The sequence below is a fragment of the Flaviramulus sp. genome (assembly GCF_982512915.1).
In genome coordinates this window covers 70,709-91,535 of the sequence record NZ_CEWOCJ010000001.1, presented here as the reverse complement: position 1 = coordinate 91,535, position 20,827 = coordinate 70,709, and the positions used below count along the sequence as shown (strand labels likewise).

Annotated in this window: 12 protein-coding genes; 4 read left to right on the top strand and 8 right to left on the bottom strand. The window is 33.8% G+C overall.

Annotated features, from left to right (window positions below):
* Position 1: 1 nt before the first annotated feature.
* The 8 genes from AC1XJX_RS00395 to AC1XJX_RS00360 form a co-directional block, all read right to left on the bottom strand.
* Complete coding sequence (locus AC1XJX_RS00395) at positions 2 to 1,630, bottom strand: glycoside hydrolase family 43 protein (RefSeq protein ID WP_482001976.1); 1,629 nt, start codon at positions 1,628 to 1,630, stop codon at positions 2 to 4.
* 7 nt (positions 1,631 to 1,637) lie between these two features.
* Positions 1,638 to 2,876, bottom strand: a complete 1,239-nt coding sequence (locus AC1XJX_RS00390) for a glycoside hydrolase family 88/105 protein (RefSeq protein WP_482001975.1) — start codon at positions 2,874 to 2,876, stop codon at positions 1,638 to 1,640.
* Between the two features lie 10 nt (positions 2,877 to 2,886).
* The gene (locus AC1XJX_RS00385) at positions 2,887 to 3,897 is read right to left on the bottom strand and encodes a DUF4861 family protein (RefSeq protein ID WP_482001974.1); all 1,011 of its coding nucleotides are present in this window, start codon (positions 3,895 to 3,897) and stop codon (positions 2,887 to 2,889) included.
* 10 nt (positions 3,898 to 3,907) lie between these two features.
* Positions 3,908 to 5,329 carry a glycoside hydrolase family 28 protein gene (locus AC1XJX_RS00380; RefSeq protein WP_482001973.1) on the bottom strand — a complete coding sequence of 474 codons (1,422 nt, stop codon included), beginning with the start codon at positions 5,327 to 5,329 and terminating at the stop codon, positions 3,908 to 3,910.
* A gap of 2 nt (positions 5,330 to 5,331) precedes the next feature.
* On the bottom strand, positions 5,332 to 6,576 hold the full coding sequence (locus tag AC1XJX_RS00375; RefSeq protein ID WP_482001972.1) for a pectate lyase family protein: 1,245 nt from the start codon (positions 6,574 to 6,576) through the stop codon (positions 5,332 to 5,334).
* A gap of 167 nt (positions 6,577 to 6,743) precedes the next feature.
* Positions 6,744 to 8,285, bottom strand: a complete 1,542-nt coding sequence (locus AC1XJX_RS00370; protein ID WP_482001971.1) for a DUF5123 domain-containing protein — start codon at positions 8,283 to 8,285, stop codon at positions 6,744 to 6,746.
* Positions 8,286 to 8,319: 34 nt separating this feature from the next.
* Complete coding sequence (locus tag AC1XJX_RS00365; protein WP_482001970.1) at positions 8,320 to 10,113, bottom strand: RagB/SusD family nutrient uptake outer membrane protein; 1,794 nt, start codon at positions 10,111 to 10,113, stop codon at positions 8,320 to 8,322.
* A gap of 18 nt (positions 10,114 to 10,131) precedes the next feature.
* Positions 10,132 to 13,416 (bottom strand): SusC/RagA family TonB-linked outer membrane protein, encoded by a 3,285-nt coding sequence (locus AC1XJX_RS00360; RefSeq protein WP_482001969.1) that lies wholly within the window; start codon positions 13,414 to 13,416, stop codon positions 10,132 to 10,134.
* A 272-nt stretch (positions 13,417 to 13,688) separates the two neighbouring features.
* Here AC1XJX_RS00360 and AC1XJX_RS00355 point away from each other — a divergent pair, with 272 nt between their 5' ends.
* From AC1XJX_RS00355 to AC1XJX_RS00340, 4 genes are all read left to right on the top strand, one after another.
* Positions 13,689 to 15,011 (top strand): T9SS type A sorting domain-containing protein, encoded by a 1,323-nt coding sequence (locus AC1XJX_RS00355; protein WP_482001968.1) that lies wholly within the window; start codon positions 13,689 to 13,691, stop codon positions 15,009 to 15,011.
* 298 nt (positions 15,012 to 15,309) lie between these two features.
* Positions 15,310 to 19,275: a pectinesterase family protein gene (locus tag AC1XJX_RS00350; RefSeq protein WP_482001967.1), complete on the top strand. Its 3,966-nt coding sequence runs from the start codon at positions 15,310 to 15,312 to the stop codon at positions 19,273 to 19,275.
* 252 nt (positions 19,276 to 19,527) lie between these two features.
* On the top strand, positions 19,528 to 20,295 hold the full coding sequence (locus AC1XJX_RS00345) for a T9SS type A sorting domain-containing protein (RefSeq protein ID WP_482001966.1): 768 nt from the start codon (positions 19,528 to 19,530) through the stop codon (positions 20,293 to 20,295).
* A gap of 72 nt (positions 20,296 to 20,367) precedes the next feature.
* Positions 20,368 to 20,805, top strand: a complete 438-nt coding sequence (locus tag AC1XJX_RS00340) for a cupin domain-containing protein (RefSeq protein WP_482001965.1) — start codon at positions 20,368 to 20,370, stop codon at positions 20,803 to 20,805.
* Positions 20,806 to 20,827: the final 22 nt, after the last annotated feature.

Here is a 20,827-nt window from a genome sequence, read left to right as displayed (position 1 = left end):
ACTATCTGGAAATTTTAAAATAATCTATATCGGCATAGCCACCACGTTTTGCTTCTTGTGTACTTGTACAAAATAGTCCAACTTTAGCTCCAATCCATTTTCCTTCTTTACCATTAAATGGTTTTCCTATTTTTTCCCATGTTTTACCATCTTCAGAAAAACTGAATTGGCATATAGCATCAGGTGCAGATATTTCCACTTTAAAATATGCAGAATTATTTTTTAAAACTTCTTTTGCAATAACTTTTTCTTCTTTACCATCAATTGCATTAATTGTTTCAGTTTGTTGAATGAAGAAGCCGTTTTCATCATGGGAAATACTTAAAGTTGCATAATCCATTCCCATAACTATAAGTCCTGCCGTTTTTCCACTTTTAGCTTCCTCAGGATGTAATGTTATTTTAGTTGAAGCTGAAAAATTTGGAGCAGGAAATTTTTGAAGCAATAAATTGGGTACCATCCAAAGGTTTGCAACATCTTCAGGTTTTTTTATAGCAAATAATCTTAAAAAGTTTTTCGCTGCTAATTTTGCATGCCAAACAACATCGTTATTCGCATGCCATTGCCATTGTAGTCCAATATTGAAACCTTCAAAATTATCTGTTTCAGTTGGTGTTTCAATTGGATAAATGTTTCCAACATCCGGTTTTTTATAAGATATTACAGGTTCACCAATACCGTTACCATCTATATCTTTCCCAATTAATGGCCAATCGTTTTTCCAACTCATAGGTTGTAAGTGAACGATTCTTCCGTAGGCTTTAACATCTTGGAAATGATAAAACCAAGATTCTCCATTTGGAGTATCTACCCAAGCACCTTGATGTGGGCCATTAATAATAGTACTTCCTTGTTCTAAGACAACTTTTTCTTCATACGGACCATAAATATTTTTGGATCGTAAAATAAGTTGCCAACCCATGGCGACACCACCTGCAGGAGCAAAAATATAATAATAGCCATTACGTTTGTAAAACTTAGAGCCTTCAACAGTATCATGGTTATCATGACCATCAAAAACATGGATGCCTTTATCAATAACTTCGGTGCCTTCAGAGTTCATTTTGTTAACACTTAATAAACTCTTTACACCTCTTCGGCTACCTGCAAAAGCATGAACAAGATACACATCACCATTGTCATCCCAAAGCGGACAAGGATCAATAAGCCCTTTTCCTTCCATAACTAAAATAGGTTCATCCCATTCTTGAAATGGATCTTTGGTTTTTACCATGTAAATTCCAAAATCTGGATCGCCCCAGTAAATATAAAATTCGTTATTATGGTATCTTATGCTTGGTGCCCAAACACCATTGCCATGTTGAGGTACGTTAAATGTTTCTATAGGAATTAATTCCTTCAATGCATGATTAATTAATGTCCAATTTACCATGTCTTTAGAATGAAGAATGGGCAAACCTGGAACAACATTAAAACTAGATGCCGTCATGTAATAGTCACCATCAACCCTAACTACATCAGGATCTGAATAATCAGCATATATGATAGGGTTTTTATAAGTGCCATCGCCATTATCAGCGACCCAAACCTCAGAGACATAAAGTTTATTGGATTGCGCAAATAAAAGTAAATTATTACAAAGTACAAATAGGATTAGGATGCGATACATTGATGATTTATTTGTCTAATTCAAGGCTTGCCATAATAAAAGGACCTGTTCCTTTTGGGTCGTTAGAACGTATTGTTTCGTTTATATAATATTCATAGGAACCATCTCTATATGGATTTCCGCCTAAACCAGCAACTGCGCAACATTTATTTAGATTAACAATACCATTTTCTTCGACAGATACAAGATTTTTGATAATACCAGCATATGCTTTTTTGGCAATATCTAAATATTTGTTAGGTAAATAGCCTTTGCGAACGCCTTTTGTAAGAGTATAAGTTAACATGGATGTACCAGTAGCTTCCAAATAATTTCCTTCTCTACTGCCTTGGTCTATAACTTGCCACCATAAACCTGATTCATCTTGAACGTTTGCTACGGCTTCTGCAAATTGGTTTAAATAGGTTATAATACGCTCTCTACCTTGATGGTTTTCTGGTAAAAAATCCAAAACATCTACCATTGCCATTCCGTACCATCCCATTCCTCTAGACCAGAAATGTTGTGAATTTCCGGTTTCTTTATCAGCCCATTTCTGTTCTTTACTTTCATCCCAACCATGATATAGTAATCCCGTTTCCTCATCGCGACTGTGTTTTTGTATTAAATCAAATTGATGAATCACATCGTCATATATTTTTTGTCTCTCAGTCTCATCTCCTATGTACTCTTTTGCATAGCGTGTATGGAAAGGTTCAGCCATATATAAGCCATCTAACCACATTTGGTATGGATAGATTTTTTTATGCCAATAGCCCCCTTCGGACGTTTTTGGTTGTGATTCCATCTGACTGTTTAGAGTTTCCATTGCATTTAAAAAACGCTCTTCTTTGGTTTTAGGATATAGGTATAACAAAACATCTCCCGACTTAATCATATCTAAATTTTGATTTGATAATTTATAAGTTTTAATATTACCCATACTATCAATCATTTCATCTGCGTACGCATAGATGTAGTCAAAGTATTTTTGATTTCCGGTATTTTCATACACTCTTGAACATGCCTGTAAAACTAATCCAGGTGTATAAGACCATTTAGGGTCTTTTCTAAAATCCAATAAAGAAGGCTTGGGAAATCGCTCTATTTCTGAAAGCATCATGCGCTCAGACCATTTTAAGTTTTCAGGAATAATTTTCTCTATAGTTTCACTATCATTTTTTGCATTTTCATTCGAATTTTTGCATCCTGAAACCGATAGAACAATAATTGAAATTAGTAAAATGTATATTTTGAAATTTTTCATCTTGATGATTTTAAAGACCGTTTGTACTATCTAGTAATTCTAGCTTTTTATTTAAATCTGCCAGAAATTCAGATTCGTTTTTTAAACCATTTTTTTCTTGTTCCCAAGCTCCTAAAAAGTAGTAGGTTATCGTTTGGGTTGTTGGTTTAAAAATTACGAGGTGATCGTACTGTCCTGTTTTCTGTTCAGTAACTTCCTCTAGTTTATAAAAAAGAGCCATTCCTAAATTGTCTGGAGGAGTAGCAAGGGTTTGAACTCCATAGGTAGCAATATATGCCCAATTTTCGCCTTCTTTTTTATGAAAATTCACACCATGATTTACAATGCCAGTACAAATACTTGAAACTTCTTTAGAAGATGTAAGTTCTGCTTTAGTATATCGGTCTTCTGGATAGATAGTTAGTTTAGATTTTAAATCGATAATCTCGTTTCCGGATTCCCAAGCTTCATAAAATATGTTTACTGAGGAACTACTTTCAGTATTTTCCATTTTAGTAAACGTATTTTTTACCTTTTGAAAATGTACAATTGTATCGGCAACGATACGTCCGTAGCCACCAATTCCCATTGATTTTCCAGCTTTAAGAATATCTTGTCCCCAATCTGAAGTTTCATGGTAAGAATCAAATCCATCCTGACCAGCATAAGGCAGGACAATAGAATCCACTTTTTTACCAAAAATGTCAATGGCATTTCTCCAATCTAGATATATGCGATACCCAATTTGACCGTTTTCCCAACCAGGACCTTCATAACGAATAAACCAAGTATGATCGGTATGTTCTTTAGGAACATGTAGCGAGTCTATGTTTTTAAATGAAGTCCCTCCGCTATATTCCTTATGGCCTCTTGGTCCATCAATCCATTCTCCACCTTGAGCAATAGAGATTTCAGCATAAGTTTTGGAAGTTGGTTGAACTTCAGTCACATCATTTGATGTGTCAGTAGCATCTTGAGATTTTTTTTCCTTACAAGAAAAGACACTCAAAAAGGCAATTGCTAAAATGATTAGTTTTTTCATGTTATTAAAATTAATATTGTTTTCCGTTAATGGTAGTATTCTTAAAAATTATAGGCTCTGAATTTTCAACCGATAAATCTGTTTTGGCTTTTTTAATATTAACATTCGTAAGTGTAACATTTTTTATAAAACTTTCTGGTCTGCCTTTTATCAAAACGCCATATTTACCTCCGTTTTCTACTGTAATATTTTCTAAATGAATATTTTTTATAGTTGGCATAAAATCGCCTTCTTGTGTGCCATAGATTCCGTAATAGGTGTTTATTCTAAGAACCGATTCTTTTACTTGGCCTACTTGGATATCTTTAACGAATACATTTTCCACAAAACCACCTCTTAGTGTGTTGGTTTTAATTCGAATCGCCCTATCTAGTTCTGGGCTATCCATTTTACAATTTCTAACAAATACATTTCTTACACCTGCGGAAATTTCGCTCCCCATTACAACACCGCCATGACCATTTTTCATATAACAGTTTTCAACAACGATATTTTCACTAGGAATGTTAACACGTCTTCCATCATTGTTTCTTCCAGATTTTATGGCTATACAATCATCACCAGTATTAAAAACGCAATTGGTGATGTGAACGTTTTTTGAATATTCTGGGTCACAGCCATCGTTGTTTGGTCCATGACTGTTAACCGTTACGCCATCTACACGAACATAATTACATTTTATTGGGTGAATAACCCAAAAAGGAGCATTAGTGAACGTTACACCTTGAATTAATACATTTTCACATTCAAAAGGCTGAATAAATAAAGGTCTAAGTTGGTAGCCTTCTCCAAAAATGCGTTCAGAAACAGGTGTGTTGCTTTCAGCCATCTCCCATAATCTAGTAAGGTTGTGTTCATCTTTTTGTTGAGGTGTTCCTTCAATATATCCATAGATTTCTTTACTACACCAAGGCCACCAATTGGTATTGTTTGCTTGACCATTAAAGGTTCCTTTACCAGTTACAGCAATATTTTTTTGTTTGAAAGCATAGATTAAAGGCGAGTAATTCATGAGTTCTTGACCTTCATAGGAAGTATGAACCACTGGCAAATAATCCTTGTGGTTTTTAGAAAATAAAACTTCAGAGCCTTCTTCTAAATGGAGGTTGATGTTGCTTTTTAAATGAATAGGACCTGTTAAAAAACGACCTGCTGGAATTACTACTTTTCCGCCTCCAACTTTAAAGCAACTATCAATGGCTTTTTTAATTACTTCACTGTTATTGGTTTCGCCATCTGAAACCGCTCCAAAATCTATAATATTAAAAGTGTTATCAGGAAATTTGGGGTTCTTTATGTCACTAATAATTTTGTCCGCAATATCAAAAGGTGATTGCTCTGTTATGGCCTTTTTGTTTTCTTTACATGCACCAAATAGTATAACAAATACTAAAAATCTGAATAGATAATTAATTACATTTTTAATTTTCATGCTTACTTTTTTATTAAAGAGTTACTATATACCTCTATGTTTGTATAACTAGAGTTTAAAGAATATAAGTTAGAATCTTTTTTGTTAATATCTAATTTGTTTTTTATTTCCCAACTGTCAGGAATACCATCTTCATCTGAGTCTATAGCTGCTTTATTACTTGTTAAACTTGGCCAACCTCCAACATCCTCTTGAGAATCTATAATTCCATTTTTAAAGCTTGATTGTCCTTCTTTTACGTTTGCTATAATCCTATCATCTACATTATCTCTAAAAATATTTGCTCCAGCGTATTTCAGTACTTTGTTGAATGCTTTTTTTGCACGAGAAGTATTAACATTTCTTGAAATATCAACTACGTTATTCAATTTAATAGCCTCAAGGTTTTTGCATTGCACACCACCATTCCAATTGTTTTTGGATACGATTTTGTAATTAAACATGAAGTTTCCATGAACATAAAATTTCCCGTAAGGCTCTGAAGGGCTCACTATTCTGTTTTGTTTGGATGATGTAGTTGCAGGACCAGGTTTAAAATAGTTATTGACGATATTATACTTGCCATTTTCGCCACCGTAAATGCTATTTGTTCCCCAATTATAGATAACATTGTTTCTAAAATCTACAAATTCATTTTCATTGTTTGCAGTAGTTTTTGAACCGCTAAACCTAGGGTTTCTACTATTATTACTAGCAATTAAGTTATGATGAAACGTGGCTTTTATGCCGCCCCAAATGCCACCATATCCGTGAGCACCCTTTTCGTGTACGGACTTATTTAAAGCTTCTGAAATAATACACCATTGTAATGTGAAATTTTCATTGTTGTAAAAAGATGCGTTTTCATCTGTAGCCCAACTGATAGAGCAGTGGTCAATAATCACATTTTTTGTATCTCTGCAACCCAAAGCGTCACCTTGTACTTCATTTTTATCACCCATTCTAAATCTTAAATAACGTATGATTACATTATCCGATTTTATTGTTACTGGAAAACCTTTTAATGTAATACCATCACCTGGCGCGGTTTGCCCCAAAATACTTAAATCGCCTTTATTGATGTCTAAATTTCTTTTAAGCTCAATGGTTCCTGAAACATCAAAAACAATTATTCTGGGACCGCTTTTTAAAATACCTTTTCTTAGGCTTCCTTCTCCATCATCATTTAAGTTTGTTACAATATAAACTAATCCATCTCGTCCTCCTGTAGCATATTGGCCAAATCCTTCTGCTGTTGGGAATGCCATTTTTTGGGCATAATTAAAATGGTTTCCAAATAAAAGTATAATCAGAAAAAAAATAGACTTTTTAATCATTTTAATTTTGATATTTTAATAGAATTTATATTGAAAAGAGGTATACAAAATTGATGCACACCTCTTTTATAATTAACTAAATAAATAAATTCAATTTATTAAGGTCTCCAACGCGGATCGCCAACAGCATTATCTATTAAAGTTTGATTGGTAACCGTAAAATTACCAGCGGCTGCATTTACAAAACCTGGATCTAATTCAGTATAATTTCCAGTATCAAATATATACTGAGAGGTATTAAAAAATCCTGGTGCATTAAAGTAATTATTATTACTGAATGTTGGATTTTCATCAATTCCCGCTCTATCGGCATAACCTTCAGAATCCGTATCCGTAATTAACATGTTTCTAACTGTAACAATATTTGTAACAAATCTTACGTATAAAATTCTTCTACTCGAATTATCAGAACAAGCATATAAAGTACAGCTGTCTAATAATATGTTACTAACAGCATTACCATTTGAGGTACCAGCATTATCCATTCTTATAAAATCACGACCCGGAGCACAATTGTTAAATGTACTGGCAGTTACATTAAGATTTAATACATCTGAAGTTCTAAAATCTATGAAATCACCACCACTGGTAAGTATGTTTGTTACAATACAATTTTCAACCGTTAAATTTTGAAGGATAGCATCCGTTACACTACCTGCAATAAACGAACGTGCAAAATCATGAATATTACAGCCTCTAATTAATAGCGAATTATAATTACCAGCCCCCGTGTATCTTACAACATCATTTACCGAAAGCCCTCCATCTAAATCTAGATTAATCAGATTTACATCGGTAGCGCCATCAATGATTTCAAAATTAATTCCCACAAGTGGTTTATCATAACTTAATAAACCTCTTATAGTTATTGATTTATCTAAAGATGCTGTTCCTACTTGAGATGTGTAATCTCCAGGCTCTAAAATCAAAACATCACCTGATGCAGCATTAGCAATCGCTTGTAATAAATCGGCGGTTGAATTTACTACCGTACCTGTAGATGGATCTACTTCTGTAGTAAAATCTAATGAACCTCTAGGTTTGGCATTATTTAGTAAAATAGCTGCATATTCAGTTTCACCAATTAATCCAGAAACGGTTGCTACGCCAGCTGTTTTTTCTTGAGCGGTTATATTATACGTTATATCACCTGGTTGAATAACTAATTGAGTAACATTTACACCTGCTTGCCATCTAAAGGTAACTTGATCATATCCTATATCACCAGGTTGGGAAGGTAGCATAAGTTGCTCACTTAAAGTTGTTGCGGTAGTAACAGCCCAAGATGAATCATTCAAACCATTTGAACTCACAGCTTTAACTCTAATAGAATATTCTGTTAGCCCTTCCAACTGAACTTGAACGGGTAATTCTTCAGGTGTTACTTCAACAGTTTGAAAAATAGTTGTAAAATTAGGATCATCTGCGCTAAACTCAACAATATATAGATTAATATCATTATTTATGGTCCAATTTAATTCTACAACAGTTTGATTTCTGACTCTAGCAGTTAAGGAAACTGGAGCAAATTCTCTGCTAATAGAGAGTTCTTCAATCACATCTTCATTATAACCACAATTCGTCACCAAAAATGTTATCAGTAGTGTGAATAATACTTTTATTATATTTTTTGTTTTCATAATTATCATAACTTAATTATTAATGTGGCTACTTTTAGTAGTTGTAGTCGTTTACTAGTTTGCCATTACTACCATCCAGAAACACTTGCCATATAGGCCAAAATTGTCTTGTATCAGGATCAACACCTTCTTTGAAAAGGGAGTTTATTGTTACTTCAGGTAAGTTGGTCCAATCTTTTGCAGAATATTCTACTCCAGGATTTGTAGTTTCACCTCTATTTAATCCATAAATGTCTAGGGTTTCATTGTCTACTTGATATTTGTAGTAAAGTGTTGTAGGAACATCAGCATAATCACCAGTTCGGTTCAATAGATCAGTCATTTTTTGTTTTGCTAATCTTAAATTTGTACCAAGTAAATTCCATCTAATAAGTGAATGTTTTCGTTCCATTTCACCTGTAAATTCATATTTATGTTCATCTACAATAGCATCAAACATATCTTGTTTACTAGTTAAAGCATCAACGTATGCATCAACTTTTGCGGAATGGTCAGCAGCATCAAAAGCTCTTCTACGAATCTCTTTTAAATAGGGTGCAGCTGCAGCTGGTCCTTCTAATTCATTAGCAGCTTCAGCAGCTATTAATAGTACTTCAGCATATCTCATAACCAATTTGTTAATACCATCATCATTAGACGAGGTCACATAGCGATTCATCCACTCATAGCGATACTTTCCAAAATACCAGGTATTCAATCCGACTAGATTTTGTTGGGAAAATCCTGAAACATCAGCCGTCCCCCATTCATAAGGAACACAAGTAATATCTCTTCGACTGTCTGATTCATCAAAATCATAAAATACAGTTGGTAAAGGTCCAGCAATGCCTCCTCTGGGTTGTCCAGTGTGCTGATCTACACTTCTATGACGCACTGCAAAAGAGAAATTTACCCGACCACGACCATCTGCAAATGGCATTTCCCATAAAGATTCGCCTCCTGCACTTATGTTTTCTTCATTCAATTTTCTCCATACGGTTTCAAAAGTAGGTTCTAATTGTGTTGTACCGCTATTAATGATTGAACGGCATTCATCTAATGCAATTTTATACATGTTAGCAACCGAAAGGTCTGGATCGGTACTTCTTCTAACACCATCAGGATACTGTTGGAACCCGCTTGCAGCCATAGCCAAACGCGCTCTTAGGCCTTTTACAAATGCTTTGTTTATACGTTCTACAGAAGTGGTTTTAGGACTTTCGTTGGGCCATGGTACCAATGCTGAAGCTTCTTCTAAGTCATTTATAATTTGTTTATAAATGATATCACGACTACTTTTTTCTAGGTATATAGTTTCAGAATTTATGGGTTCAAAACGGGCTGGTACATCTCCCCAAGCTTTAATTAAGTCGCCGTAAAAAACAGCTCTGTAAGTTAGGGCGACACCTAGTAAACGACTAAGTTCATTTCCAGGTTCTGTATTACCGTAAGTACGAATCCCTTCAATAGCTTTATTAGCACGTTCAATGCCTATGTAGATTTCGTTCCAAGAACTATTATCTCTATTCATTTGGTCATTGTTTGGTTTTGTGTCATAAATCATGAGTTCTCCTTGAGAACTCCCTACTTGGTCGGAACTATAATTCCACTCAGTATCGGTGTTAAACCCATAGAATGGTATATGACGCCCTCTGTAAGAGTTTGTATGCGCAATGATTTCTATGATTCCGTCAACAGCTCCTTGCGCTAAATCAGGGTTTGAAAAAATCACATTATCAGCAATAGATGATTTTGCTGGTGCTTCTAAAAAGTCTTTTTCCATCTCTTGGCAAGAATTAAATAGACTGACTAACATAATGCCTGAAATTATTTTTATTATATTTTTCATTTTCTAAAGAATATTTTATTAAAAATTAAGATTTAAACCGAAAACAATTTGTCTACTTCTTGGGTAAGGAGAGTAGTCTACACCTGGTGTCAAAGGTGTTCTTCTTCTGGTTGAAACTTCAGGATCAAGCCCCGAGTAATTGGTAATAATGAAAACATTATTGGCAGTTGCATAAAATCTTAAGTTGGAAAGGCCTAATTGAGAAATAATATTATCTGGAACTGTATAACCCAATGTAAGGGTATTTAACCTTAAAAAAGATCCATCTTCCACAGCCCAATCACTGAATACAAAACGGGACATGTAAGGGGACCACATTGAAGTATTTGTATTTAGGGCGTCTAATTGTACAGGATCTGTTACTAATTGACCTGATATGGGGTCTAAATTTGTCCATCTGTTACCGTCAGCCATTATTGAACTTAAATTTCTGTACTGTGCATTGAGATTAGAGGTTGTGAACTCTATTTTATTGGCATTATATATATCATTTCCTATGCTGTAGCTAAAAGCAGCTAAAAAATCAAAACCGTAAGCCCTTGCATTAAATACAATTCCACCAGTAACATCTGGGTTTGAATCCCCAATAACGGTTTGATCGTTTATATCCACAATACCATCAGGTACACCGTCTGGACCGCTAATATCTTTTAATTTCATGGTTCCCGGACCAACACCGTTTAACCATTGATTATCAACTACACCATCTTTAAGTGTATAAGTTTCTGTCGTCGGGTTATAATCAAAATCTGATACTTCATAACGACCATCATTTTGGAAACCATACATTATGCCCAGTGGTTGTCCGACGGATACTAAATAGTCTACCCCAATTTGTGAGGAAGCCCAATTGGTGTTTTGACCAAAATCATCTAAACCACCAAGTGAGTTTATGCGATTTTTATTAAATCCAGCATTGAGTGAAATATCGAAACCAAAATCTTTATTATCAATGGCGGCAATATTTAACGAAGCTTCAAAACCCTTGTTTTGAACCTCACCAAGATTTCTAAATTGATCATCATAACCTGATCCAGGAATTGGAAACCTAATTAATAGGTCTCTAGTAACATTTTTGTAAGCTTCAAATGAACCAACTACCCTTCCCTTGAATAGCTCAAAATCTAGACCAATATTTTGTGTTACTGTGGTTTCCCATTTCAAGTCAGGATTTGCCAATGTACTAGATGGGCGCCAATAATTTTCAAAAGTATTTATTTGAGAGGTTACGGTAGATAGGTAATTTTGTATGGTTTGTCCGGCGGGTATATTGTTGTTACCAGCTTCACCATAACTTAGTCTAACTTTTAAAGTATTTATCCAATCTGTATTTTCCAAAAATTTCTCTTCAGAAATTTTCCATGCAAAAGCTGCAGATGGAAAATACCCCCATTGATTATTTCCTAGGAACTTGCTGGATCCATCAGCTCGATATGTTGCCGTTAAAAGATAACGATTTTTAAAATCATAGTTTAAACGACCAAAAAACGATAGTAGTTTATCATCAGGACTAAAAAAATCATCTATAGCTTGTGGAGTGCCTTGACTAGTTAGATTTCTAGTGGTTTGGAAATCAAAAAGTTTTGGATAACCGTGTACAACAGTGGTGAGCTCATTTCTTTTTGTTAAAATCATTTCTTCACCAACTAGAAGTTTTATATTGTGATCTTCATTTTTTAGCAGTTTTTTAAAATCATAATTTAGGGTGTTAGCATTTCTAAATGATACTCGTTTTTCATCACCTGACACTAAAGATGGCAACCCCTGATTTTCTGCTACTGGAATGTTATTTGAGTAATAGGTAGTACGCCCATAAAAACGATAATCTAAATCATTACGATTATCAAGTCCTAAATCCATTTGATATTTAAGGTCTTCAGTGATTTTCCAAGAAAAGCTCCCTACCATGTTAAAGTTTTTTCTCAGTTGTAAACGTTGATTGTCATCTACTGAAACAAACGGGTTTACTAAATAACCAGAAATATCTACATCATCAGCATCGTCTGCTGTTATGCCAGCTATAGGAATGGGTGCATAACCTACGCTATGCCTCAACCTTGCATCTGCTGAAGAAACTTCGTTTTGTTCATTGGCTCCACCTCCATTAATTTCAGTATCAGAGTAACGCAGAGTAAATGATAAATCTATTTTATCATTAGCTTTGCTTTTTAAAGATAATGATAAGTTATTTCTTTTAAAATTGGATCCAATCTGAATGGCTTTTTCATCGTAAACTGCATAGTTAAAGTTAAAATTAAATTTCTCAGACCCACCTCTTATGGCTAAATCACGACTTTCAACTTCCCCCATTTGGCCATAAATTTGTTTTTGCCAGTTATTTCCCTTTTGCCCTAAATATTGGTCATAATCTTGCCATAAACCGAAGAACCTTTCATAGGAATCTAGATTTTCAGGTCCATTACGCAGTAAGGCATACTCATATTGCCATTTAACAAAATCTTCAGGACTTTGCACATCGATAGTATTAGCAATTTTCTTTACTCCATAAAACATGTTAAAATTAGCTGTAACCTTACCTTCCTTGCCACTTTTGGTAGTTATTATAACTACACCGTTGGCTCCTCTGGAACCATAGATAGCAGTTGATGAGGCATCTTTTAAAACAGAAATATTTGCAATATCGGAAGACGAGACATCGTTGATGCTATTTACTGGAAACCCATCAACAATTATTAATGGAGAACTGTCCTGAGTAATTGACCCTCCACCTCTTACTCTAATATTAATATTAGCATCTGGAGACCCTTCAGAAGAAGTTATTTGAACCCCTGCTAAACGACCCGTTAAGGCTTCAGCAACATTGGCAATGGGTTGTTCTTTTAAATCATCACCTGAAATTGAAACAACTGAACCAGTTAAATCAGATTTTCGGGCTGTACCGTAACCAATTACCACAACTTCATCAAGTCCAGCTGTATCTGTTTGAAGTACCAAATTTACCGTTGTTTTTCCTGCAATACTGATTTCTTGAGTCACATAACCTATAAATGAAAATACTAAAGTAGCATTAGCATTCTCCACATTTAAAGAGAAGTTTCCATCAAAATCTGTAGCTGTTCCTTTAGACGTGCCTTTGACTAAAACAGTTACTCCAGGTAATGGGCCACCTAAATCACCATCGGTTACTGTTCCACTTATAGTTTTACTTTGAGCGTTTAGAATGTTTGTATTCACTAATAGCAAACCAATAAACAAAAAGTAATAGACACCTTTTAAATAGGATTTGGTTATTTTACTTTCTTTTGTTTTGAAAAGCAAATAATCTAAAAGATTGTTAGTCATAAATAGTTTAGTTTAGTTATTAATATAAAATTATGTTAACTACAAATAAATGTAATCGATTGCACAAATATATTGTTTTTTTTTTTATTACCAAAGATTTTTTAGGGAAGTACTTATATATAAAATGTAATAGTTTACAATTTTATATTTTTTATTTTAATAATTTAATTTTTATCTTAATTATAATTTTATATTTGTAATCGATTGCATACTTATTCTTTACTTTAATTTTATTACCAATAAAGACTTAAATCCAAACTTAACATAAAATAATGAAAAAGATATTAATTTTATATATATACTTATTTTACACAACATTTTTTTGCCAAAATTTTTATACATCTTCTCCAGAGGGATTTGGGGAGCTAGCTACTGGAGGAGGAAGTGTCTTACCTATAACGGTATCAACTTATAATGAACTAAAAAATAGTCTCAAATTACCAACTCCACAAGTAATTTTGGTTTCTGGTACAATTAATTTCTCAACTGCTGAACTTCAAATTAGCGAAGTAGTAACTAATAAAACAATACTAGGTTTACCAGGTGCAAGACTCATTAATAATAATCAAACACAATCGGGTTCTGGAATACTAAACCTGAAAGCAGGTTCATCAAATGTTATTATTAGAAATTTAATATTTGAAGGACCAGGGGCTTATGATGTGGATGGAAGAGATAATCTTTCCTCTGAAGGTTGTGTAAACCTTTGGGTAGACCACTGCGAATTTCAAGATGGAACCGATGGTAACTTTGATATAAAGAACACTACAGATAATGTGACCGTATCATGGTGCAAATTTACTTACCTAAAGCCAGCAGTTCCTGGTGGACCTGGAGGGTCTAACGATCATCGTTTTTCCAATTTAATTGGTTCTAGTAGTAGTAATGCTCCTGCCGATGGACATTTTAGTGTGACATTTCAAAATTGTTATTGGGCTGAAGGATGCAAAAGTAGAATGCCAAGAGCAAGAAACGCAGAGCTTCATATTTTGAATTGCTATTATAGTACAAGTGTTTCAGGTTCAACTGCATTAGGTTTAGGTGGTGGAACAAATAACTTAACATGTTATGTTGAAAATAGTAATTTTGCTAACGTTAGTTCAGTATATGGTAATGCCAGTGGTGATGGAGGAACGGTTGCACTTAATTTTGACAATTGTATTAATGGAAGAACAAATATAGGTTCAGTAACCAAACCATCATATAATTATACGGTAGTACCTGTTAATGATGTTGAGGCGCTCTTGACTGATTCGTCTTGTGGTGCGGGTGCAACACTACAAGTAGATGGAAATGGAGTAATATCATCAAGTTGTGGTACGTTGAGCACTGAAGATAACATTTTGGAAACTGGATTAAAATTATACCCTACACTAGTTAATGATGTTTTAAATATTGAATTTAAAAACCAATTATTTGGAAATGCAACTATAGAAGTATATTCCATTATGGGTAAAAAAGCACTTTCTTTTTCACATAATATTGTTTCAGATGAAAAATTAGAACTTAATTTAAATCGTCTGTCTAACGGATTTTATTTAGTCAATATTAAAATAAATAATGCTTCAGTAACGAAAAAACTAATTAAAAGGTAATTACCCAAATAATAGTCTTTTAAGCAATAGTTGTGATATAATTTAAATCATCATAATCTTAAGAAAGGAATAATTTTTTGTTTTTTTTGGACAATAAATATTTTCTTCTATATTTGTGCAATCGATTACATTAATTTATTCTTTTAAAGAAATCGATATTCCCAAATCTTAGTTAGCCTGATAGTTATGATTTAAATTATTTTTTGACTTTATTATCAATAACATATTTAACCAAAATATTTTAAAAATAAAAGAGAGTATTTTTTAAAACACTAAACTTTAACTAAACTATTTAATGATGAAAACAAATTACTTTTTTGTAATGATTTTTTTGTTTCTGGCGGTTTTTACAGCTCATGGACAATTAACTACAACTACCAGTTATGATTTTACGGACGGATCTATTATTACAGCTGGACAGAGCACCGATGGGTTGTTAACATTATCAGGAAATTATTCATATCATAGTTCTAACTATGGACTTAACATGAAAGTTGATGGTGAGATTAATATTACGGTAAATGGAAGTTGTACTGTAAGATTTTTGGGATCACAATACTCGTCTTTAAGTATGGAGGGTTCAGGTTTATCAGCGGGAGATTTAGGTACTCAATCTACAACAGTTACTAACGACCTTTCAGATACTTTCGAGTTTGTTTATACAGGACCTGCCACAACGCTTAACTTTAAATTGGTAGCTCCAGGTAGTGATTTATACTTGCCTTTAGTTGATGTAATTCCTACAACAACACAGTATGATTTTAGAGATGGAACTATAATTTCCGCTGGCCAAAGTGCCGATGGTTTGCTTACGTTAAGCGGAAACCATTCCTATCATAGTACTAATTATGGCCTTAATATGAAATTAGACGCTGAAGTAAATATTTCAGTTAGTGGAAGCTGTACGGTTCGTTTTGTAGGATCTCAATATTCATCTTTATACATGCAGGGCTCCGGGTCCTCAATAGGTGATTTAGGCACTATACCTACTCAAGTTGTGAATGATAGAGTTGACACCTATGAATTTACTTATTCAGGAGGTCCAATTACATTAAATTTTAAAGCTGTACAAAATCTTGGTGCAGGTTCTGATGTGTATTTGCCTATTCTTGAAGTAATTCCAGACGATTCAGTTATTGCAAAAACGGATGTTTGGGATTTTGGAGCAGAAGAATTAGACCCAGTACTTTATAACAATATGTTATCAGAATCAATAATCAATTCATGGTACGATGGTTCAATTACACCTGGTACATCGGGCAACGTATTCCCTTCTGCCTTTGCTGAAGGTGATCTAGCTTGGGTTGGAGGTACTAATGATCGTTTAAGAACTACAAATATAAACCTCACACGCTATGATGAGAATGTTAGTGGTGTTTCTGGTTATACAGGTAGAGTTTATGTGAATGCTGGCGGTGCAACAGGAAGATACATGAGTTTGACATTGAATGGAGATGACGAAGTAACAGTTATGATGTTAACACAATCTGGAACTGGAAATATTCACTTTGAATATGCTGCCAATCCTAATGCTCAAGATGATGTTGTTGCAGTTGGTGGCACACTTCAGGAAGTTAATTTTGTTGCAAAAACGGCTGGTGAATACCATATTTATGATGAAGTAGATAAACCTAGTTATTATAGAATATATAGAAAAGCAGCAACGTATCAAACAATAACGGGTATTGTTGACGAGACTAATGCTTCTGGGATACCTGGGGGATATACAATTGATTTTACAAATGAGGCCGGAAAAACTTTTTCCACTGTAGTTTCAGCAGGTTCTTATAGTATAGATTTACCAATTGAATATACATACGCACTTAGCTTAGGTGGTGCTAATGGATACATTATTACAAACGGTCTCAGTTTTGATGCTACAGAAAGCACTTCGACTTATGATATTGTTGTAGCACAAGTTGATATAAATAATGTAAGTGGTAATATAGTAGGGCTTACAGATTTATCAAATCTTAATTTAGTTTATACTCCAGATCCATCAGCAAGTACTGTTTACAATCCTATAGTAACAATTGATCAAGTTGCTTCAACTTACAGTGTTGATCTTGAAGTTGGAATTGAGTACACAATATCTGCTGAAGGGGTAAATGATTACGAAATTTTAGCAAATACAATCACAACAGGTACTACACCTGAAATAGCTGATGTTATGTTCTCTTTAAAACCAGTTTATAGTGTAGCTATAAATGCGATAGGTTTAAATTCCACACAACAAAACGAATTAAGCTTAACGTTTACAAACTTGAATGAAGCTGGTTACGAATACACTTTTACAGATATAACTAATGTAGCTTTAAGAGATGGTGTTTATTCAGTTTCAGCTGCTGGCTTAGATTTGTACCCAGTGAGATTAGCATTAACTTCAAATTTAACGGTTTCTGGCTCTAGTATTTCAAAGGACTTAACATTCAATTCAATTACAGAATGGACTTTTAACGATAGAGTAATAAATTCAGCGACCGCTTATGAAGGACTTATTTTTACAGGTAATGTAAATGTGAGGGGCTCAAGTGGAGATTTAAATGCAGGTTCAGGTGCAACTATAGCTATTCCAGTTTCAGTAGGAGACAAAGTAATTATTACAGATTATTATGCTTCAAACTACTCCGTTGAAGGTGGCACTACTATTACTAACACTTCAAATAGTACAAGTACCAATGTAGTCTCAGAATATGTTTATCCTGGTGCTGCAGATGGTATGGTAACAATAACTGTAGGGGCAACGTCATACTTTGTTTCTTTTAAAGTTGTATCAGTTGAAGCTTACAGTGCTACAATTACGGTTGGTTCTGGAAAAGATTTTCAAACAATTAATGAAGCTTTAGATGCTATTTCTAGAATGGATAGACCAAATGACGAACCTGTTACTGTATTAATTGATCCAGGGAATTATGAGGAAATGTTAGTTATTGAAAGTAATAATATCACCTTAAAAAATGCCGCAACGACTCCAAGTATTGCATTGGCAAATGCAGGTGTAGATATAGATGCTAATGCAGTAAGAATAACATCCTATTATGGACAGAAGTATAACTTCTTTAGTCAAGGCACTAACAATAAATGGAGTGCTGAAGCATTAACAGTTAATACGGAGAATGGCTACACCAATTATGTTAATCAAGAGGGTACCGGAGGAGGCTCTTCTTATTGGAATGCAACTATTGTTGTAACAGCTGATGATTTTACTGCAGAAGATATTATTATTGAAAATTCATTCAATCAGTATATTTCATTAAAGGAATCTCAAGATGTAGTGCAAGCAAAAAATAATTTAAGTGAGCCAACAAGACCAACTGATTATGGTAATACTGCTGTACAAAATAGAGGAGCAGGTTATGTTACCCAAGCTGCAGCAATTGGTATCGCATCAAGTGCAGATAGAGTGATATTAAATCAATGTAGAGTTATAGGGAGACAAGACTCTTTCTATGGTGCACAAGGTGCTAGAGTAGTTGTTTATAAAGGGGCTATGATGGGTGCTGTAGATTATTTATTTGGAGGAATGAATGCAGTGTTCTATCAAACAGATTTAGTTTTAAACACTAGTGACACAAGCAGTGATGCTGCATATATTACAGCGGCTCAACAAACTAGTGGTCGTGGGTTTTTAATGTATGAATGTCATGTTAAATCACCTATTCCAGGAGTTGAAACAGCTTCTTTAAACGGATCTAAACCAGGGTATTATGGACGTCCCTGGGCTCCAACTACTAGTGAGGTGGTTTTTTATAATACAACTATCGATGAATCTACCTACCCAGGGTCAGAAGGGTTATCGTTAATATCGCCCGTGGGATGGACAAGTTCATTAGGAGGCGAGTCGCCTAAAATGTATGAGTTTGGAACTATCGAAAATGCTTCAGGTGTTGATAATTCGGGGAACCGTGCTTCATGGTCAACAGTTTTAAGTTCACCAAGTTTAACTCACGATGGAACTGCAATTACAACCTTTAATTTTACAAAAGGAAACGATGATTGGGATCCAATAGCTGCACTAAATAGTTTGAGTGTAGATAATTTCAATACCTCGTTATCTTCTGTTCAGGTTAGAGCGTTTAATAATAAAATTCACATAACTAACATTAAATCCAAAACAAAAGTTGAAGTTTATAATATTACTGGCGCTTTAGTAAGGTCTTTAGAAATAAATACTGATACTGATTTTGATTTTAAAAATGGTTTATGGGTAGTAAAAGTTAAAGATAGTGATGGACAGAAAATAGTAAAATTAATTTGTCATTAATTTCGGTTTTATTAGTTACAAAAAAGAGGTTGCTTTTTGCAACCTCTTTTTTGTTTTCGGTAAAATACTATTGGTAAGGTATATAATTTAGATAGTTTAAGATAATATAAATATTAGCAAACAAAATTTTAAGTAATATATCTGAAGAATTAAAAATAAATTTTTATATTTGGTAATCGATTGCATAAAATAAGTATAATCATTTATGTAATCGATTACATATTAATCATAACTTTTTAAAAAATTTTTAACATGAAACAAAAATTACTTTTATTTATTTTGCCAATCTTAATTTTTGCGGCTACTATGCAGGCGCAAGACAAGGTTTGGGATTTTGGCAATGACACTGTAAATTTTCCTGTTGCACCAGCTTTTACAGATACTCAAGTTAGAGATGGGTTAACACTTGTAGGTGGTGGTTCAAATTTTGCAACAGTTGAAGCTAATAGTTCAAGTTGGCCTGATTCTTATACTTCAACAAACCGTTTAAAATCTGAAGGAAACAGTTCAGTATCTTCTGGGTTGCCGACTAGAAGATATATGGAGTTTCCAGTATCTGGGCCGGTATCAGTTAAACTTTGGTTTAGATTTAGTGGTACAAGTTTACCTCGTTCAGTTGAAGTTACAGATGCAACTGGCGCTGTAGTTATGCGTTTAGACTCTTCAGGAGACACTGATCCACGGTATATTGAAGCTAATTACACAGGAGGAGCAGGTTCAATATTAGTATTCCAAGATGGTAATGCAGTTAATTATTACAAGTTAGAAGTTAGCAGTACTTTACTTAGTACAGAAGACAATATCTCACCTGTTTCAACAAACATTAGAGCTATTGGAGACAGAATTTATGTATCTAATGTAAAAATGAATACAGAAGTTAATATTTACAATATTACTGGCGCTCTTATAAAATCGTTTAAGACAAATATAGACACTGATTTTGAGTTCAGAACGGGACTTTACATCGCTACTGTAAAAACTATTGAAGGTAAAAAAGCTGTAAAGCTTTTAACTAACTAATTGATCAATAATGAAGTTCAATAATCAAGGATATCTGTTGCGGATATCCTTTTTTATTCAAAAAAAATAAACATGGAGAAAGTAAAATGGATTTTAGGTATATTTTTTCTATTTGTAAGGTTAGGTTACTCACAAGAAACTAAAGAATTTGTAACCGATTCTATTAGTAAATTCTCTATAGAAAACTGTGTAAATGAGTTTGATTTAGAAAACGCAATACCAACAAAGGTTGGATATCAATATTGGTTTGCTGATAAAGATTTTTTAGATGGAAGAACCTTAAAAATGAGTGTTGTAGCTCCGCACGAATCCACACATGCGCCACACAAGCATATCGAAGATGAATTCTTTTTTGTTTTAGAAGGAACAGCTGAATTTTATTTAGACGGTAAAACTAAAACTGCAGGACCATATACCAGTTTTTATTGTCCGTCAAATTCCATGCATGGTATTAGTAATGTAGGCGATACCGAATTAAAGTATTTAGTAATAAAAAAGTATCAAAAATGATTAAAAAATATATGTATCTTTT